General features: G+C 39.4%; 18 protein-coding genes and 5 tRNA genes. 20 read left to right on the top strand and 3 right to left on the bottom strand.

Going from position 1 to position 19,343, the window contains the following annotated elements; genetic code table 11:
- Positions 1-136 precede the first annotated feature (136 nt).
- From D1Z92_RS11005 to D1Z92_RS10970, 8 genes are all read left to right on the top strand, one after another.
- Positions 137-1,453, top strand: a complete 1,317-nt coding sequence (locus D1Z92_RS11005) for an MFS transporter (RefSeq protein WP_164931576.1) — start codon at positions 137-139, stop codon at positions 1,451-1,453.
- A gap of 974 nt (positions 1,454-2,427) precedes the next feature.
- Positions 2,428-3,312 carry a UTP--glucose-1-phosphate uridylyltransferase GalU gene (galU, locus tag D1Z92_RS11000; protein WP_128895725.1) on the top strand — a complete coding sequence of 295 codons (885 nt, stop codon included), beginning with the start codon at positions 2,428-2,430 and terminating at the stop codon, positions 3,310-3,312.
- Between the two features lie 177 nt (positions 3,313-3,489).
- On the top strand, positions 3,490-4,530 hold the full coding sequence (locus D1Z92_RS10995) for an outer membrane lipoprotein-sorting protein (protein ID WP_128895781.1): 1,041 nt from the start codon (positions 3,490-3,492) through the stop codon (positions 4,528-4,530).
- A 142-nt stretch (positions 4,531-4,672) separates the two neighbouring features.
- The gene (gene alr, locus D1Z92_RS10990) at positions 4,673-5,845 is read left to right on the top strand and encodes an alanine racemase (RefSeq protein ID WP_240666683.1); all 1,173 of its coding nucleotides are present in this window, start codon (positions 4,673-4,675) and stop codon (positions 5,843-5,845) included.
- Positions 5,846-6,022: 177 nt separating this feature from the next.
- Entirely contained in the window at positions 6,023-6,304 is a 282-nt protein-coding gene (locus tag D1Z92_RS10985; RefSeq protein ID WP_128895723.1) for a CopG family ribbon-helix-helix protein, read from the top strand.
- A 3-nt stretch (positions 6,305-6,307) separates the two neighbouring features.
- Complete coding sequence (locus tag D1Z92_RS10980; RefSeq protein WP_128895722.1) at positions 6,308-6,658, top strand: type II toxin-antitoxin system PemK/MazF family toxin; 351 nt, start codon at positions 6,308-6,310, stop codon at positions 6,656-6,658.
- Positions 6,659-6,808: 150 nt separating this feature from the next.
- A complete protein-coding gene (locus D1Z92_RS10975; protein ID WP_128895721.1) occupies positions 6,809-10,069 on the top strand; it encodes a DEAD/DEAH box helicase in 3,261 nt (1,086 codons plus the stop codon).
- Positions 10,070-10,083: 14 nt separating this feature from the next.
- Complete coding sequence (locus tag D1Z92_RS10970; protein ID WP_128895720.1) at positions 10,084-12,297, top strand: Tex family protein; 2,214 nt, start codon at positions 10,084-10,086, stop codon at positions 12,295-12,297.
- 79 nt (positions 12,298-12,376) lie between these two features.
- Here the strand turns inward: D1Z92_RS10970 and cmpA are convergent, their stop codons facing one another.
- Both cmpA and D1Z92_RS10960 read right to left on the bottom strand, forming a co-directional pair.
- On the bottom strand, positions 12,377-12,508 hold the full coding sequence (cmpA, locus tag D1Z92_RS10965; protein ID WP_128895719.1) for a cortex morphogenetic protein CmpA: 132 nt from the start codon (positions 12,506-12,508) through the stop codon (positions 12,377-12,379).
- A 95-nt stretch (positions 12,509-12,603) separates the two neighbouring features.
- Positions 12,604-12,954 (bottom strand): hydrolase/acyltransferase, encoded by a 351-nt coding sequence (locus D1Z92_RS10960; protein WP_128895718.1) that lies wholly within the window; start codon positions 12,952-12,954, stop codon positions 12,604-12,606.
- A gap of 104 nt (positions 12,955-13,058) precedes the next feature.
- On the opposite strand from D1Z92_RS10960, the gene D1Z92_RS10955 reads away from it, so the two are divergent.
- From D1Z92_RS10955 to D1Z92_RS17325, 12 genes are all read left to right on the top strand, one after another.
- On the top strand, positions 13,059-13,520 hold the full coding sequence (locus D1Z92_RS10955; RefSeq protein ID WP_128895717.1) for a SprT family protein: 462 nt from the start codon (positions 13,059-13,061) through the stop codon (positions 13,518-13,520).
- Between the two features lie 115 nt (positions 13,521-13,635).
- Positions 13,636-13,711: transfer RNA gene (locus D1Z92_RS10950), tRNA-Asn, on the top strand.
- Positions 13,712-13,718: 7 nt separating this feature from the next.
- Positions 13,719-13,807, top strand: a tRNA-Ser gene (locus tag D1Z92_RS10945).
- 314 nt (positions 13,808-14,121) lie between these two features.
- On the top strand, positions 14,122-15,579 hold the full coding sequence (locus D1Z92_RS10940) for a copper amine oxidase N-terminal domain-containing protein (protein ID WP_164931575.1): 1,458 nt from the start codon (positions 14,122-14,124) through the stop codon (positions 15,577-15,579).
- Positions 15,580-15,907: 328 nt separating this feature from the next.
- Positions 15,908-15,979: transfer RNA gene (locus D1Z92_RS10935), tRNA-Glu, on the top strand.
- Positions 15,980-16,060: 81 nt separating this feature from the next.
- Positions 16,061-16,136, top strand: a tRNA-Lys gene (locus D1Z92_RS10930).
- 5 nt (positions 16,137-16,141) lie between these two features.
- A tRNA-Leu gene (locus tag D1Z92_RS10925) sits at positions 16,142-16,224 on the top strand.
- A 149-nt stretch (positions 16,225-16,373) separates the two neighbouring features.
- Entirely contained in the window at positions 16,374-16,970 is a 597-nt protein-coding gene (locus D1Z92_RS10920; protein WP_128895715.1) for a hypothetical protein, read from the top strand.
- Between the two features lie 155 nt (positions 16,971-17,125).
- Positions 17,126-17,323 carry a hypothetical protein gene (locus D1Z92_RS17610; RefSeq protein ID WP_240666681.1) on the top strand — a complete coding sequence of 66 codons (198 nt, stop codon included), beginning with the start codon at positions 17,126-17,128 and terminating at the stop codon, positions 17,321-17,323.
- 18 nt (positions 17,324-17,341) lie between these two features.
- Positions 17,342-17,509: a hypothetical protein gene (locus tag D1Z92_RS17605; RefSeq protein WP_240666679.1), complete on the top strand. Its 168-nt coding sequence runs from the start codon at positions 17,342-17,344 to the stop codon at positions 17,507-17,509.
- 19 nt (positions 17,510-17,528) lie between these two features.
- Positions 17,529-17,708 (top strand): S-layer homology domain-containing protein, encoded by a 180-nt coding sequence (locus D1Z92_RS17495; RefSeq protein WP_206099746.1) that lies wholly within the window; start codon positions 17,529-17,531, stop codon positions 17,706-17,708.
- A 29-nt stretch (positions 17,709-17,737) separates the two neighbouring features.
- Positions 17,738-17,908 (top strand): hypothetical protein, encoded by a 171-nt coding sequence (locus D1Z92_RS17325; protein WP_164931574.1) that lies wholly within the window; start codon positions 17,738-17,740, stop codon positions 17,906-17,908.
- A gap of 99 nt (positions 17,909-18,007) precedes the next feature.
- Here the strand turns inward: D1Z92_RS17325 and D1Z92_RS10910 are convergent, their stop codons facing one another.
- Positions 18,008-19,243, bottom strand: coding sequence for a pyocin knob domain-containing protein (locus D1Z92_RS10910; RefSeq protein ID WP_128895714.1), 1,236 nt, complete (start codon positions 19,241-19,243; stop codon positions 18,008-18,010).
- Positions 19,244-19,343 lie beyond the last annotated feature (100 nt).

Here is a 19,343-nt window from a genome sequence, read left to right as displayed (position 1 = left end):
AAATAATATTAAATTTTATTAAGCACGATCTGAATTAACAACTCTATTTAAAAATTAAGGTGATAGTTCAACTTGAAAAGAAATAGGAATTTTCTATTCGCAAAAAATTATTGACGATACTAGTGGAGGATATAGCGTGAACAACAAACTTATTAGAGTGCTCAAAATAAAAGAGTTTAAATGGCTTTATAGTGGGCAAGTGTTATCTGACTTTGGTAATTGGCTAAGCTTTATCGCTATTTCGGTGATGTTTACGTATTATTGGGAACTACCTCCAGAAAAACTCGCTTTGTTTCCTATTTTTATCGCCCTACCTTGGATCATACTCAGCCCTATTTCTGGTGTGTGGGCTGATCGGCTTCCGAAGAAACAGCTGATGATTGGTTGTGACATCATACGGAGCATCTTTATGTTTATGCTTGTGTTCACACAAAACTACTGGATGGTTATCTTCCTTGCTGTACTCGTTCATAGTGTGACCACCTTATTTGACCCCGCTAGACAAGCTGCTATTAAACAGTACGTACCTGAAGACCAGCGTATGCAAGCAAACGCTTTGAGTCAATTATCCGTTCAACTTTCAAAAGTGTTAGCTCCTACACTTGGTGGGCTAGTCGTGTCTTTAGGTAGTCCATCATTAGCGTTTACTGCCAATAGTATTTGTTTTTTGATTTCTGCTCTATGTCTGACTATGCTGCCAAAAACAGAAGACACATTATCTATTTCGAAATCTATTTCGAAAGAAAAGATGGATAAAAGCGAACCAACAGAGAAAAAAGGTAAAACATTTTTATCTGAGATGGCAAGTGGATGGAAAGTGATTGCACAGAGTAAATATCTTATGCTTGCGATTACTTGTGTGTTTGCAAGCATGTTCTTCGTTTTTCTTTATGATAGTTTTATTGCGCTTTGGTCAAAAGAGATCGGCATCCCACCTACGATGTTTTCACTCATTATTAGTGGAATTGGTATAGGAAGTATTGTCGGTGCATTCATCGTAGGTTCCTTCGCTGAACGCATTCACCCTCTTCGCCTCATGTTATGCATTCCGATATTGAACGGACTGCTTTTTGCTGTCATTGGATTAGGAGGGATGACTGTTCTTGGCATGCACGTCATCGGATGGTTTATGGTTTGGATGCTAGTAGGTGTTATAGGTGCAGGCGTACCTATTGCATTCGCAACGATCATTCAACAGCAAAGTCCAGATGGGATGACGGGAAAAGTTTATGCATTTTCACAATCGATCGTGCATATCCCCATTATTGTTGCACCTCTCTTAGGGGCGCAGGTGATCAATATATTAGGGATAGGCTCTGTTTTTTTAATCGCTGGTGGTGTGTTTTGTTTCGTTTCAACGATAGGATTACTCTGGTTTGAGTGGAGTGAGAGAAAAGGGAAGGGGCAACCATCATCGAAGCAAGGGACAGAGATGGTATCTGCGAATGATTAACTATTACCACCATGTAGAGTGTTGTGATAACTATCATGACCACACAGTTATTTGCTAATGCATGATGCAGTAATCTGCTAGTGCTTAATATAGTAATCTGTTGCTTTAGTGTCGCGTTGTTTTATAAGTGAGTTTAGTTTCTGGACTGTATATTTCATGTTGGTTTTGCGATATCATATAGATAAAAAAAGACATATAAAACCACAAGTGCTGATACACTTGTGGTGGAGTACAATAGATGCCCATAAGGGCAAGACTCATGTGATGGACAAAAAGTAAGCTGTTTCCTTTGGACGAGGGCAGCTTACTTTTTTGTAGTCGTAGTAAACTGTATGAACAATTCGCCTAATCCTTTGATAACATTTTCATCGTGGCAACACCTCCTTTCTTTTTGTAATGTGAAAAAGAAAAAATAAGGGGAGCCATGCCCCCGTGAGCCGTTCTATTGTGCTCTGTTGCCCTTTTTCATACTGTGACATTTTAATTTGCTCACCGAGTAACTTGAACCTATGTTAAAATATAGATAAGTTGAATGAACTTGTTCAACTTATTACCGCTAAACATAAGATGGAGAAATTTCAATATAATAACCTTTACGGCTGGCAACTGAGGCGTAAACTTATATTGCATTTTTTCTTTATCTTATATAGATAAGTTGAATGAACTTATTCAACTTAATACCGCTAAACATAAGATGGAGAAATTTCAATATGACAACCTTTACGGCTGGCACCTGAGGCGTAAACTTATATTGCATTTTTTCTGTATCTTATATAGATAAGTTGAATGAACGTATTCAACTTAATACCGCTAAACATAAGATGGAGAAATTTCAATATGACAACCTTTACGCTTGGCAACTGAGGCGTAAACTTATATTGCATTATTTCTTCATCTTAAATATAAGTTGAATGAACTTATTCAACTTATTACCGCTATTATATACATACATATTCTAAAGGGGAGTGAGAGGGTTGAAGAAAGTAACAAAAGCGATTATTCCCGCTGCTGGACTAGGAACAAGATTTTTGCCTGCAACAAAAGCGCAACCTAAAGAAATGCTGCCGATCGTCGACAAGCCGACGATTCAATATATTGTAGAAGAAGCAGTGGAATCTGGTATTGAGGATATTTTAATCGTGAGTGGTCGCGGCAAAAGAGCGATCGAAGATCATTTTGATAAATCATTTGAACTAGAAGACGTTTTATATAAAAGAGATAAAATAAAAGAATTGGATGATATTCAGCGCATTTCTAATTTGGCTAACATCCATTACATAAGACAAAAAGAACCGTTAGGGTTAGGTCATGCCATATGGTGTGCAAGAAAATTCATTGGGGATGAACCGTTCGCGGTGATGCTAGGAGACGACGTCGTCCAAGCGGAAAAGCCTTGTTTGAAGCAGCTAATGGAAGTGTACGAAAGATATCAATCTTCTGTCGTTGCCGTACAACCGGTGGCAGAAGAAGACGTCCATAAATACGGTATAGTTTCTCCCAAATATGATGGCGTACCATCTCCTACTGTCGAGATTGATGGGCTTGTAGAAAAACCAGACCCAGCAGTTGCACCTTCTCGCTATGCGATTATGGGAAGATACATTTTAGACAGCGCTATACTTTCTACATTAGAGCATCAGCGACCTGGAGCGGGTGGAGAAGTACAGCTTACGGATGCGATCAATCAATTAAACCAAAAACAAGCGGTGTATGCATACGAATTTGAAGGTATGCGATACGATGTAGGAGATAAATTCGGCTTTGTAAAAGCAACATTAGACTTTGCAATGCAAAGGGAAGAAATAAAGGACGACCTCATGGAGTATTTGCAACAATTGAGTGTGGGAGTCAATCGTTAATACAGTATTCTATCATCATAAGGTGGCATCACCGCCGTTAGTAAACATCGTTTGGTCCTCGTGGCTAAACGATGTTTTTTATTCCTTATTACAGCTAGTCTGCATAAACGAGCCTCCTGCCTCATAGACATGTATCAGTTAGACAAATGTCAGAGGGGATGATGAATAGTGCACAGAATGTGGAAGTTATCTATGCTGGTGATAGCTGTAGCATTAGTGATTACAGCATGTGGAAGCAAATCTGCGAATGATGTGATCGGAGATTTAGAAGACAGAGTAGAAAATCTAAATAGTTACAAAGGCAATGGCGTAATGGCGCTGCAAACAGGAGAAAACACGCAAGAATACAACGTAGAAGTATGGTATAAAAAGCCTAACTACTATCGTATTGAGCTAACGAATGCAGAAAAAAATATTAGCCAGATTGTATTACGCAATGATGAAGGTGTGTTCGTACTCACCCCTCATTTGAAAAAAAGTTTCCGATTCCAAAGCGATTGGCCGAACAAAAACGGTCAAATATATTTATTTCAGACGTTAGTGTCTAGCGTTACGGAAGATGAAGAACGCAAATTTGCAACTAATAATGATGACCTTGTTTTTGATGTCAAAGCGAATTACAGAAATAGTATGATGGTCAGACAAGAAATTACGTTTACTAAACAGTATGAACCGAAACAAGTGAGAGTCATGGACGCGCAAGACAAAGAAATCGTCACGATGCAATTCCAGAGCTTCGAGTTTGATTCTACTTTTGAAGCCGACGATTTTGATATGGAACGCAATATGACGAGCTGGAACTTAGAATCCCAAATGTCTTCTATCATGACCGATGAAACAGTGGAAGGGATGGAGGAAGAAGAACAATTACAACAATTGTCCGGTGTGATCATTCCAGCATATACACCTGAGGGTGTTGTACAACAAGGCATAAGCGATATGCAACTCGGCGATGATGATGCGGTACTTATTCATTACGCTGGAGATTATCAATATACGATCGTACAGTCTACACCGAGAGATCAAGCTGTCCATGCCAATAGCATGCAAGGCGATCTGGTAGACCTTGGCTATACATTTGCAGTCTTGACAGGAGATGAAATGAAGATGATGCATTGGTATAACGAAGGTGTCGAATTCCGTTTGATGACTGCGGACTTACCGCTAGATGAAATGATTGCTATTGCCAAGTCTGTGCAAGGTCAAATCGGAAAATAAAATAAATTAAACATATCCATAATGTGGTTCACAGTGTTTACTTGACAGTAGGGGAATCAAGTTTTAACATAATAGTATCAAATAAATATGGGGTGGAATCTACCTTCTATTGGTTCCCCGCGACTTTGAGAAGGTGAACAGTGTGAACTACTATCGTCCTACACGTGTGGAAGTTTCTTTAGATGCACTTCAACATAACTATGAAGCTTTTCAATCTTATCTCACAAAAAAAATGAACATCATGGCAGTGTTGAAAGCCGATGCATATGGTCACGGTGCAGTGGAGATTGGACGAGAACTAGAAAGACTTGGTGTTCCTTATCTTGCAGTAGCGATGTTGGATGAAGCGCTTGAACTTCGCTTTGCTGGCATTCATGTTCCTATTCTCGTAATGGGATACACCTCACCAGAGCATATGCATCTCGCTAGTCTACATGACATCACAGTGACGATCTATGATCAACGTATGCTAGATGAAATTGCAGACATGTCTTTTTCAAAAAAGCTAAAAGTGCATATGAAGCTCGAAACAGGCATGGGTCGGCTAGGTGTAAATGCAGAAGACGCGATCCCTTTCATTGAAGTGGCGCTTCACATGCCGCACCTAGAAATAGAAGGACTTTTTACTCACTTTGCTGCTGCAGATGAAGCAGATAAGCAGTATACGTATTGGCAATATGATAGATTTAACCTAGTAGTAGATAGATTGCAAGACATGGGAATCACATTTAAATATGTGCATACGGGAAATAGTCCTGCTGCGATTGATACACCTGGACTTTCTTATAATATGGTGCGCATTGGCATTAGTCTTTATGGGTTGTATCCTTCTGAAGAAGTGGAAAAGCAAAGGGTACTGCTTCAACCTGTCATGAGCATTAAAACAAATGTCATCATGAATAAAATGTTGCCACCAGATTATGGGGTTAGCTACGGTGTGACATACAGAACCAAGGGAGAAGAGCAAATCGCAACCATCCCTATCGGGTATGCTGATGGTTTTACTCGTATGCTTACACACAAAGTACACGTATTGGTCAAAGGAAAGCGAGTGCCTGTGGTCGGTCGCATTTGTATGGATCAATGCATGGTGAATGTGACAGGTATCGATGGCGTGGATACTGGGGAAGAAGTGGTATTGATTGGAGAACAGCAAGGACAGCGTATTGCAGCAGAAGAATGGGCTGACTTGCTCGGTACGATTAATTACGAAATTCCTTGTATGATATCCAGTCGTGTACCGCGAATTTATGTGCGTAATGATGAGGTCTTAAGTGCATCGAATTCATTACTCCAAAAAGTTGTACAAAAATAAAGCAAAAAAAGAGGAATTTTTATCTTTTTGGCGAATAGGTATAAGCAGAAATGAACGTAACAAAGGTTGAAAGTATACACTATTATATATAATATTCATATATTATCTTGTATAAAAGTGTCTGCTTTACGGTATAATGGTACTATTGGTTTTTAATGCTTTGGGGGTGCGAAATCGGTGGCAAATACCAGAAATACGAAGCGGATCATGATTAGTTTGCCTGAATATCTTTTGCAGGAAGTAGATGGAATTGTTCAAAAAGAAAATTCGAATCGGAGTGAATTTATCCGCCAAGCAATGAAAGTGTATTTGAAAGAAAAGAAAAAGAGAGTCCTTCGTGAAACGATGCAGAGAGGTTACTTGGAAATGGCCAAAATTAACTTGAACATGGCTTCGGAAGCTTTTCATGCGGAGGAAGATGCGGACGGTACGTTAGACCGCTTAGTAAGCGGGGTGTAGCAATTGATTGTAAAAAGAGGAGATGTCTTTTTCGCGGATTTGTCTCCTGTAGTTGGCTCTGAACAAGGTGGAGTGCGACCCGTATTAGTCATACAAAATGATATCGGTAATCGGTTTAGCCCAACAGTCATTGTTGCGGCCATTACAGCACAAATCCAGAAAGCGAAATTACCAACTCACGTGGAAATTGATGCAGAAGCACACGGCTTTGACCGTGATTCAGTCATTTTATTGGAACAAATAAGAACGATTGATAAACAAAGGCTGACAGACAAAATTACACACTTAGATGAAGATACGATGATTAAAGTGAACGAAGCATTGCAGATAAGTGTAGGACTGATCGACTTTTAAAATAAATGAAATGGCGAGGAGCGTATATCTTCTCGTCATTTTATGTTACTGATTTATTCACACTCAACATGAACGCAACACGAATGACACGAAACATATTCACATTGGAAATGGGTATACGTAAGCAAGACAGTAAAGGGGATACATACTGTGCTGACAGATTTGATGATAAAAAATGAAACATCGACTAGCGTCTATATTCGTGGATGCGATTATTATCGAGATGGAAAAGTGAGCGTCGTAGATTACGATCCACATGATCGTAGCTTTGAAGCTGCTGTGCTAGGAAGTAAACGCTATGCCGTCCGAGTGGAACTCAGTGAAGACAATGAAATAGGCGACTACGAATGCGACTGTCCCGCATACTACAATTATTACAGCGCTTGTAAACATGTTGTTGCAGTCATGAAAGCCATACAGACAGATTGGCATAAGCTGATGACAAAAGGACAGATCAATCAGCTTTCCAGAGGTGCGCAAGAGCTGATTCAATTTTTCCAACATAAAAGAAGTGAGTCTCTCATCCCAGAACACCAAACAAATGTTAATTTAATACCTACATTATGTAGTAGTACCGTTGCTGGATTTGAGATGGCATGGTTAGAGTTTGTCATCGGCATTGATCGTACTTACATTTTAAAAGACGTGAATAAATTTTTGAACACCATGCTGCACGGTGGTGAAATTAAATACGGAAAGCAATTCACGCTAAGACCACAAGAAATGATCTTTTCCCCCGTCTCGAAGCAATTACTGTCCTTCATGCTGACGACCTATAAAGACGAAAAGCAGCTTGAGCGATGGAATCATGGCTATTACAATCCATCGAAATTATGTGAAGGACGAAAATTTAAATTAACCGATACGACGTTATCTACGTTTTTTAATATCATGGGCAAGCACCCTTTTTCTTTTAGTCTCGAAAATAGTCGCTATGAAAAACAAAAAGTAGAACATGTCACTGTCAAACAAGGCAGACCGCCGATTCAACTTGGTGTACAGCAAATGGAGGGCGGTTTCAAACTCGACTTATTGCAGGAAAGTATGGACTTTGTTCCATTGCATCATGCCTGTCACTACCTGTATCATGATGGGTTTGTTTACGAAGTGGATGAGCTTTTCTCTGAAAACATTAAACCGGTAATCAATGCTTTTCAGCAGCATCATCAAAGTGAAATTACGATACCAGACAGTGAAGCATCGTCCTTTTTTTCAACCGTTGTGCCGGAATTAGAGAAAATCTCCACGCTGGAAGTGGATGAGACATTAAGTGATCGCTTCTACAGAGAGCCTTTGCAAACTAAAATATACTTTGATAAAGAAAGCCATGATGCGATTTCTGCAGTAATGGAGTTCCATTATGGCAATACGATCATTAACCCGATATTAGATACGTACGCCGGTGGGGACGAAGGCCGTCTATTACTGCGAAAAGTACAGGAAGAAAATGAACTGCTCGCTATTTTTCAATACCATTACTTTGAACAAAACAAGCAACAATTTATTCTCTCAGGTGAAGAGGAGATTTTCCGATTTTTACAGCTTGGTTTGCCATCCCTTCATCAGCAGGCGGAAGTGTACTACTCTGATGCTTTTAAGCAAATTAAAATAAGGCAGTCTGTTGGTATTTCGGCTGGTATCCGTTTAAACGAAAAGAGCGATATGTTAGAGCTCTCTATTCATTTAGATGACATCGATAAAAAAGAACTGCAAGATTTACTGTCTTCTTACCGTTTGAAGAAGAAGTATCATCGTTTAAAAAGTGGTGCCTTTATACCGCTGGAATCGGATGAACTGCACGTCATCGGCGACTTGGTAGATAACTTGCATTTGTCGGCAAAGGAGATGGAAATGGATCATATCACCTTATCGAAAAATCGTGCGTTGTATATCGACAGTTTGACGCGTGAACATGACCAATTTCACATCGAGAGAAACAGCGCCTTCAAACAGATGGTGCAAGATATTAGAGAACCACAAGATCTGGACTTTGCTCTACCAGAAGGCATTCAAGGTGAACTACGCCATTATCAAAAAGTCGGCTTTAAATGGATGAAGTCACTTGCGCATTACGGATTAGGTGGAATTTTGGCCGATGATATGGGGCTTGGGAAAACACTGCAAGTCATTACCTTTCTCCTATCAGAAAAGCAGCAGGGAAATCATCAACCGTCACTCGTTGTGGTGCCGACTTCCCTTTTATATAATTGGCGTGAAGAAGTACATAAATTTGCACCCACATTAAACGTTGTCATCGTGAACGGGCAGCAAAACGAAAGAATTGCAAAATTGCAAGATTTAAACCACATCGATATCGTCATTACGTCCTACGGCATGCTGAAACGAGACATGGACTACTATCGCGGCATTTCGTTTCAATACTGCATCTTAGACGAAGCGCAACATATTAAGAACCCGAATACGATCAGTGCGAAGTCTGTAAAAGATATTGAGGCACGCGGATTTTTTGCGCTAACGGGAACACCGGTGGAAAATGCGCTAACGGAACTATGGTCGATTTTTGATTTCTTAATGCCCGGATATTTATTGTCACATCATCAATTTGTACGGCAATATGAAGCACCTATTGCGAAAAAAGAAGATGCTAAAGTACTGCGTGAATTGTCCAGAATGATTAAACCTTTTATACTGCGACGGATGAAAAAGCATGTCCTGAAAGAACTGCCAGATAAAATGGAAAGTAAAGTTGTCAACGAGATGTCCAGTGAACAAGCGAAAGTATACAACGCCTTTTTATTGCAGGCGCAGCAGCAATTAGAGACAGAAATCGGAGAAAATGGCTTTGAGCAAAGTCAAATTAAAATCTTAGCGCTACTCACTCGCTTACGTCAAATTTGCTGTCATCCATCTATTTTTATCGATAACTATAATGGGGAGAGCGGAAAATTAGAAGTATTGAAAGAAATGGTGAAAGATGCCGTAAGTGGTGGACATCGAATATTAATTTTTTCTCAGTATACGAGTATGCTTTCTTTGATTCAGAAGTCACTTCAATATCATGACTTGGACTATTTTTATTTAGATGGAAGAACGAAAGCGGAACAGAGAATGAACATGGTACAAGCATTTAATGGTGGGGAGAAAGATATATTCTTAATCTCGTTAAAAGCTGGTGGCACGGGACTGAACTTAACGGGTGCTGACGTGGTCATTCACTATGATCCATGGTGGAATCCAGCAGTAGAGGATCAAGCGACGGATCGCGCCTATCGCTTAGGCCAAACGAAAGAAGTGCAAGTGTATAAACTCATTACCAAAGGCACGATTGAGGAGAAAATTTACGAGTTGCAGCAAAAGAAGAAAGAATTAATCGATGCGGTGATCAAACCAGGAGAGAACTTCATTTCGAAAATGAATGAGGATGAAGTCAGAGAACTATTTCGTGTTTAGGAGGAAGTGTAGGGATGAAAGTGGAAGAACAAGGTGCTGTTGCAACACAAACACAGCAAGCGTTGGATGAACAGCAGCATGCAGAGCAAATGATGAAGCAAATGGCACAAGAGCTAAACATTCCAGCGACACGCATCAACGTGACGATACAATTGTTGGATGAAGGGAATACCGTTCCTTTCATAGCTAGATATCGAAAAGAAATGACAGGCGAACTAGACGAGACACAGATTAGAACGATAGAGGAGCGACTGCGTTACCTTCGTCAAATGCAAGATAGAAAGAACGAAGTGCTCCGATTAATTGAGGAACAAGGAAAACTAACGGATGAACTTCGTGAACAGATTGTACAAGCAAGTAAATTACAACAAATCGAAGACTTATACCGACCGTACAAACAAAAGCGTAAAACACGCGCTAGCAAAGCGAAAGAACGAGGATTAGAGCCGTTAGCACAGTGGATCATGGCGCAGCCTGCACAAGGGGACGTAGAAGCAGAAGCAGCGACATACGTCCATGCGGAAAAAGAAGTAAACACCGTCGAAGAAGCGATTCAAGGAGCAAAGGACATCATAGCTGAAAACATAGCGGACGATGCACAGCTCAGAGGGTGGATTAGGTCGATCACGTTGAAAGAAGGGGTCATACACACCGCTGCGAAACAGAAAGAGCAAGAATCGGTGTATGAGATGTATTACGAATACGAAGAGCCGATTCGTAAACTTCCTTCCCATCGTATCCTCGCGATCAATCGTGGGGAAAAAGAAGAGATGCTGAAAGTGAAAATTTCTACACCAGAAGCGAAAATCATAGCAAAAATGGAAAGAGATTTCGTAAAGCACTCCGTTGTGAAGTCGTTGTTACAAGAAACGATAGCGGATGCGTATACTCGTCTCATTGCACCTTCTATTGAAAGGGAAGTGCGAGGAGAGCTTACCGAGAAGGCAGAACAACAGGCGGTACATGTGTTTGCAGATAATCTCAAAAATTTATTGCTGCAACCGCCAATTAGAGGCAAGACGATATTAGGGATGGACCCCGCTTTTAGAACAGGGTGTAAACTGTGCGTGGTAGACGAAACAGGGAAATTGCTGGATGTATCCGTCATCTATCCAACAGCACCACATATGAAGACAGCCGAAGCAGAGGAAGTTTGTCATCGCTTAATAGAAAAACATCATGTGGACTCCATTGTGATTGGCAATGGTACAGCTTCCCGTGAAACGGAGCAATTTGTCGCTTCCTTCATTGCAAAAAGAGACAAGCCACTGCAATATTTAATTGTGAACGAAGCGGGAGCAAGTGTGTATTCTGCATCGAAATTGGCAAAGGATGAATTCCCATCATTAGATGTGGCAGAGCGAAGTGCGGTTTCCATTGCACGAAGAGTGCAAGATCCGTTAGCGGAATTAGTGAAGATTGATCCGAAATCTATTGGGGTCGGTCAATACCAACATGATGTAAGTCAAAAGTATTTGACAGAAAGTTTAGGTAACGTCGTTGAATCTGCGGTGAACCATGTTGGTGTAGATGTCAACACTGCATCTGCATCTTTATTGTCTTACGTTGCAGGCATTAATGCCGTGCTTTCGAAAAACATCGTAAACTATCGGGATGAGCATGGAAAATTTACCGATCGAAAGCAACTGAAAAAAGTACCTAGACTAGGCGCGAAAACGTATGAACAATGCGCAGGATTTTTACGTATACCAGATGGTAGTAATGCGTTAGATCAAACGCCCATTCATCCGGAGTCTTACGCTGCAGTAGATCGTTTATTTGACCATCTTGATGTGACGTATGACATGATAGGCACAGATGGAATGAAAGAAGCACTTTCTGAAGTTCAACTTACAGACATTGCACAGCTCATTGATATTGGGGTACCTACATTGCGAGATATGATCTCCAGCTTACAAAAACCTGGCAGAGATCCACGCGATGAATTACCGAAACCATTGTTCAAACAAGACGTACTCAAACTGTCTGACTTAACGGAAGGAATGGAACTCAAAGGTACCGTACGCAATGTCATTGACTTTGGTGCATTTGTAGACATTGGATTGAAAAATGATGGTCTCGTCCACATTTCTCAAATGAGTGACCGTTTTGTCAAGCATCCAAGTGACGTTGTTGCTGTAGGGGATGTCGTGACCGTATGGGTACTACAAATAGATGAGAACAAGGGTAGAGTCGGATTAACGATGAAAAAGCCATCCTCCTCATAATAAAAAAACCCACACTATCATGAAGGTGTAAGCAGCACCATGTGCAGGATACTTACAGCCAAATGGTAGTGGGGGATACTTATTTTTTGCTTTTCGCTTGAAGTGGATTGGATTTACGGTAAAAATACCAACAATCATTCAACAATTTAATATGTTGTAGGTTTTTTGTGTAATAGGCACGCATCAACTGTTTTCGCAGCCATATGGGCATAAATAAACGGGCCCCTTTCTGCTCTGTAGTTCTATCTCATTGTATGGCAGAATATAGGGCAATGGTGCTTATTTCATTGTTTTAAGTTTCATTTTCTACTCGTATTCTTCTTCGTACCACTGTTCTAACTGCGCCTGTAACGCACGAATTTCCGTCAGCAGTGAAATGATAGGATAAGACGTTTCGTTTACTTCACTGAAGCGTTTTTCGATCATATTAATATAATCAAGTCCACTCATCATGGACGCGTTTGGATCAATACGTTCTAACTTTTCACATTCTGCAACAACATAAGCAAGTGATGGCTTTGTTGCTACCGTTAACTTGCTAATTTCTTTATGCAGACGTTGATGTAATGCGCTCAATTGATAAGCATAATGATAAGGCATCTCTACAAATTGTATGTTAAGATCATCTTTTAGAATCACATATTTCATTTCTTTCATATCGTTTGTTTCCCCCTCGTCACGATTACTGCTTACAGTGTAACGCAAGGTTATGGTTAAATTCAAGCATGCATATGTGGTAGAAAGGAGTTTGAATTAACACGATGGACAATATGCAGCTACAGCGTTGGGTTGAACATATATCGATGCAATATTTTCATACACCATTTCTCCACCAAGCTACATTTAATTCACGGCTGCGAACAACTGGCGGGAGGTATTTCCTCACTACACACAATATTGAAATTAGTAAAAAATATTATGATACGTTTAGCAGAGAAGAAGTTGAAGCCGTAATCAAACACGAGCTTTGTCATTATCATTTGCACTTGAGGAAAAAAGGGTACCGACATCGAGATAAAGACTTTAAAGATTTATTGCAGCAAGTGGGAGGGGCCCGCTATTGTAAACCGATAAAAGAAGACAAGCCCTTATACAAATATGAAATTAGGTGTACACAGTGCGGACAAAAAGGATTGCGAAAACGCAGAATAGACTTGCAAAAATATAGATGTGCAAAGTGCGGAGGAAAGTTAACGCTCCAAACACTTTCATTTGATAACTGAGGCGTAAACTTTTCTTACATCATTTCTCGATCTTATAAGTTGAAGGAACTTGTTCAAGCAACTTAATCGTAGCTTGACATAAAATAATTAAGTATGTTAAATTAGTATATGTTATTCCTCGATAGCTCAGTTGGTAGAGCACTCGGCTGTTAACCGAGTTGTCACAGGTTCGAGTCCTGTTCGAGGAGCCATTTTTTTGGAGAGATACCCAAGAGGCCGAAGGGGGCGCTTTGCTAAAGCGTTAGGGTGTAACAGCCGCGAGGGTTCGAATCCCTCTCTCTCCGCCATATGGTATATTGGATGTTTTTTAATTCATTTCATTTAAATTTAAAACGTCACATTGTAAATAGTCAATGACCGGTAATATAGTATGGCACATGCTATATTTTTTATTACCCTTATGTAAATAAATAATTTATTAAACCAAACCGCTGCTGCGGTTTTTTTGTTATTTTTTGTATACCATCCTACTACACGCTCATACTAGGATAAAAATGAACAAACAGAAAATAATTAGCAACCTTTTCATTATGCATCCCGTTAAGTAGGTGTAACTAGTTACAAGCACACAAATAAAGATAGGTAAAGGGAGATGCTTGATATGAAGGTTAGAAAATTAATAGGAATATCGGTTGCGGGTATGATGTTAGTGGTAGGATCAAACGCATATGCTGACGATCATGAATTTAAAATATTACCCATACAATTAGATCAACTAGAGAAAACGAACGAAAATAGTCTCACTGAGGAACCCATTACATTATGGTTGGCAGAAGATGACATGAAAATAGAAATTAACGGTGCGGAGATGGAACTAGGAAGTGATTTACCGTATGTTACCGATGAAGATGTCGTCATGATTCCACTAAGACATGTAGTGGAAGCATTGGGATACGAAATTACATGGTACCCAGATACAATGTCTATGGATGTGGTGAAAGATGCTATGATGACCACACTAACGATTAATGAAGATGCCTACGTAGTAAATGGAGAAAACATGACGTTAGAGTCTATAGTAGCTTTAACAGAGGGAACTACATTTGTACCGGTTTCCTTTTTAAGTCAAGCATTACAAGCTAATGTGACAACAAAAGATAATGGTACGATCTCTATTGAGGATATGGCACAGTGGGTAAACAAATCGGGCACGATTACCAATATCGTAGAAGTGAATGATGTAACCCAGATTCACATCAATGGTTTCCAGTATGGTACGGTGTTGATTGTAACGGAAGAGACGGAAATCGTTTCTGAAGCGGGAGATGTTTTAACGATAGATGATTTAGAACTAGGAATGGCATTACAAGCGGAGCATAGTTTAGCGACGACGATGAGTATTCCCCCACAAACAGTAGCAAATAAAGTTGTGGTGAAAGAAACCCCAGAACAAGCATACATTGGAACAGCAGGTGAGATTACAGCAGTAAACGAAAGTGATGAAGCAGAAGTACAGATTGTTATAGATGGACAAAAAATAGGTGAAAACAGTTATGACGAAGTGAAGTTAGATGTTACAGAAGATACGGAAATCATCAATGCAGCAGATCAAAAAGAACTAACAGTACAAGATTTACAAAAAGGAGTTACGGTGTACGCTTTTTACGGTATAGGAGTGAAAGAAAGTTTACCACCGATTGGTGTAGCTGAAAAAATCTTCGTTGAGCTTCATGAAGAAGTGGAAGATGATATGGAATGGGTAGAAAAATCAGGGGATATTACCAATATCGTTCAAGATAAAGAAGTCACAAAAGTTCATATCAATGGATTTCAATATGGAACCGTGTTAATAGTAACAGAGGATACAGAAATAATCACTGAAGAAGGTAACCCATTAGAGATAGATGATTTACAACTAGGCATGAACTTGGATGTGGAACATAGTCTAGCTATGACAAAAAGCATTCCAGCACAAACAGTCGTAAATAAAATTGTCGTAAAGGAAACATCGGAACAAGCGTATATTGGAACAGCAGGTGAAATTACAGAAATAGACGAAAGTGATGAAGAAGTAGTACAGATTGTTGTAAAAGGAAAAACTGGGCGCAAACAGCTATGATGAAATAAAGTTAGTCATTTCGAAAGATACGGAAGTCATCAACGCAGCAGATCAAACTAAGCTAACGATGGATGATTTGAAAGAAGGAGATATGGTGCATGCTTTTTACGGGATGGGAGTAAAGAAGAGTTTGCCACCAATCGGTGTAGCTGAAAAAGTCATCGTGGAAACCACTGTAGAATAGTATGTTTCGAAAAGATAATGGTACATTATAGGGGATGGGATAGCAGCAATTGCTATCCCGTTTTTTATTTTTAAAAAAAATAAAATTAACTCTAGACAACTTGATTGTTATTAGATATAATAACACTTGTCGCTAAAACAACGTGGCCCGTTGGTCAAGCGGTTAAGACACCGCCCTTTCACGGCGGTAACACGGGTTCGAATCCCGTACGGGTCATTTTATACCTTTTCATATACCATATATATGAATGATGAAATGAAGAATAAATGAATGTATTCTTTTATTTTTTTTGTTTAAGAGCCATTAGCTCAGTTGGTAGAGCACCTGACTTTTAATCAGGGTGTCGGAGGTTCGAGTCCTCCATGGCTCACCATTTGCGCGGTCGTGGTGGAATGGCAGACACGCTACCTTGAGGGGGTAGTGGGCGTACGCCCGTGGAGGTTCGAGTCCTCTCGACCGCATATAGCTGAAAGCCTTGCATAGCAAGGCTTTTTTTGATGTCTAATAAAGTAGGGTTGGATGAATTTATCCACCGAGGTTTATGTATTACGGCATGAAAAAGAATTTCCAATTACACTAAATTATTGACGTTACCAAGGGGGTTTCGAAGTTGAATAAAACATATGGAGCGATTTTAATTATCGTATTTATTTTTATTGTCTTTGCAATAGGTTACGGTTATGTAGATAGTAAATATTATGCCCCTTACAAGATAAATAACAATATCGAAGACATCCAGAACTCTTTAGAAGTATGGTTGAATCGTGGGGAAGAAGATAGTATTATACCAGACATAATCAAAGTTTCCAAAATAGACGGTACTACGAGTTTGATTGTTTCTTACAGTTTTACTCAAGCAAATGAATCATTTTTTGGTTTTGGGCATTTAGAGAAAGGGAGAAATGATAAACTGAAATTTAATGTTACTACAAATGGGAATAAAAACAGTACGTATAGTTATGTAGAAACTAATAAAGGTTGGTATATCGTAACTGCTGGGTATAACCCAGACATTCATATTGATACAATAGAAGTGAACTATGAGAATGGAAATGAAACTTTGGTAATTGATATTCCTTCAACGGAAACTTATATTGCATACCATGAACTTAAGGAAGGGATGCATGAAGTTTATCCACCAAGATTCACATATTACGATGAAGACAGACAAAATATAAATGATATGCTCACAAGGCACTGGAAGTAAGCTGCATGAACGAACTGTAATAGATTAATAGATTGTCCTCATTTAATTACCCAAGCCCAAGTGCCTAAGTTCTTAAACTAGACAACTACATTATTTTAAATTGCATGGACCCTTTGCGGTCCTTTTTGTTTGCCTATTTTACCTGGATATTGAAGATGTGTACGCACCGTGGAGAGTTATACCGGCAAAAAATTGCTGATATATGCAGAGAATCAGAAGAACGGTTGCAAGGCTTTTTAATTCACACTACCGATAATTGGAACGATGGTGTAAGAGATGAGATGCATGGAAAGTATATGACTACAACAAGCCGCATAGTGAGCTGGCATGTCACCGTAGATAAGAATAGTTAATGGAAATAAATAGAATTCATGTCTGGAGAACCGCTTGATAAAGCAACATATGACAATGCAGTTGAGGTCGTTGCACAGATTATGAATCAACATGGTTTCACCAGTGCCAGCCAATTACAACCGCATGCGATTGTCTACGGTAAAAACTGCCCTCATCATACGTTGTTCAGCCGAGATCAGTTTTAAGAAAGATGTATTAGCAAAGTTGAAACAGGATAAGAGATTTAAAGACGTTAGCAAGGAAAGATGGAGTTATGAAGCAATCGAAAAAGTTTCAAAAATGGGGATTATGACAGGATATCCAGATGACTCGTTTAAGCCTAATCAGCCCATTACTCGTGAAGAAGTAGCTGCATTAATTACAAAATTAAAGGAGAGTGTATAAGATGATGAACAAAACGAGGTACAGAAACTATGCATTATAGATGTCAATTATTTTTTCAAATATTGCTAGTGGCTCAGTTGGGGGCAATGCTATTTTTCGGTTACGAGATTACGGAACAGTTGCAGACGGAAATTGTGGCGTTTGCGGAAGCTTTGTTAATAATACTATCGTTAATTGGGGATTTTGTCCAATTCAACTAAACTAGACGGCAAGGGATTTAATTTGTAGACGAGGAAGTAAAAGGGAGGGGCGTAATTGCCCCTATTGATACATATAATTAGTAAATTAGTGCAAATATTTCAATAATAACCGATTATATAATCTTCATCGTATGAGGGTATATGCGAATTAACCCATCTTTTATACGTGAATGATTTATCATTCAATGTAAGTGATGCCTTTTCATCATATGTAGTATTCTCTTTGTAGAATCTTGATCCATCAAAATTATAAATACTTATATATGAAGAACCATACCTAAGTCCATCATCTTCATAAATGAGTACAAATAATATTCTACTGCAGTCTTTAGGGGCATCAATAGTCAAGGTTTGGTTATACACACTTTCAAACTTCCCTCTATCCCATTTGAATGTAGGATTGTATTTTCCACCAACACCAAAAATTGTTGTACCACTCTTAATGTTCTCACTTTTTAAATCAGGATCACCGACAACATAACCCTGTCCGTTATGGTAGCCTTTTGCGATAGTTTGATTTGTCGTACTTGGCGTGATAATCTTCGTGCCGTTGTTGGACATAGTCCCAGTAATTTTAGTTCCTCCCGCATAAGCAGTTCTTCCCGTTAATACATCGGAGGGTGTAGAACTAGCATTTTTAGATATATCCTTAACCTTTACCGCTAGTTGTGCGAAAGTCATGTTACCTAGTGCACTTTGTCCCATGTCAGTAATAGCAGCGGCAAGCGTTGTTTTCCCATCACTGACATTTGTAAAAAGTTCTGATAGTGCGCCCTCAACGTCCGTAGCTGCGAACTTATCACCACTATCCTCTATCGATGTATTCTCTGCCGTAGGTTGAATGACATCATTTTCAGTCAACATCTTCACCCAACTAGACCATGTCCCATGGTTATAACGTATATACATTTCATTATTTATTGCATTTTGTGCTGTTTGCACTTTATCTGAATCTAGTCCTTGATGGTAGTAAGTACGTAAGTGCCATAGATCAGTGTCGTTTGGACAATTAGGATGTTGCGTAGCGGTGTAAGGATAAGGTGTTGTATTTGGATCAATGTGACTTTCAGGAATGTATGCGGAATATTTGTTCACAGATGAGTCCCTCACCACATTGGCCTTTTCCTGCGCCCCTGTTGGAGTTTCCTTTTCACTCCAAATAGTACGTTCTTCTTCCGTAATATGCATGGTTTGATCTGCTTTGTGTGTGTCGAGTTCCGTTTGCGATGCTGCGTTTTGATCCACAGTGTCCCAATTTTCATTAAAAGATTGTCTCGTCACATACTCATTGCCGAGTGGTTTTTTTATTTCTAGTTTGGGTGTTACATCTGGCATATTTCATTACCTCCATTTAATCGTTTTAAATTTGTTATATAAGAAGGTAACGAAACATAAAAATGATACCCCTGTTTTAAAATTTTTTCTGTCTATTTGT

The organism is Longirhabdus pacifica, assembly GCF_004115085.1.
Lineage (GTDB): Bacteria > Bacillota > Bacilli > Paenibacillales > DSM-105158 > Longirhabdus > Longirhabdus pacifica.
Note: the sequence above shows the minus strand (reverse complement) of the source record. Positions and strands in the feature narration are given on the sequence as shown.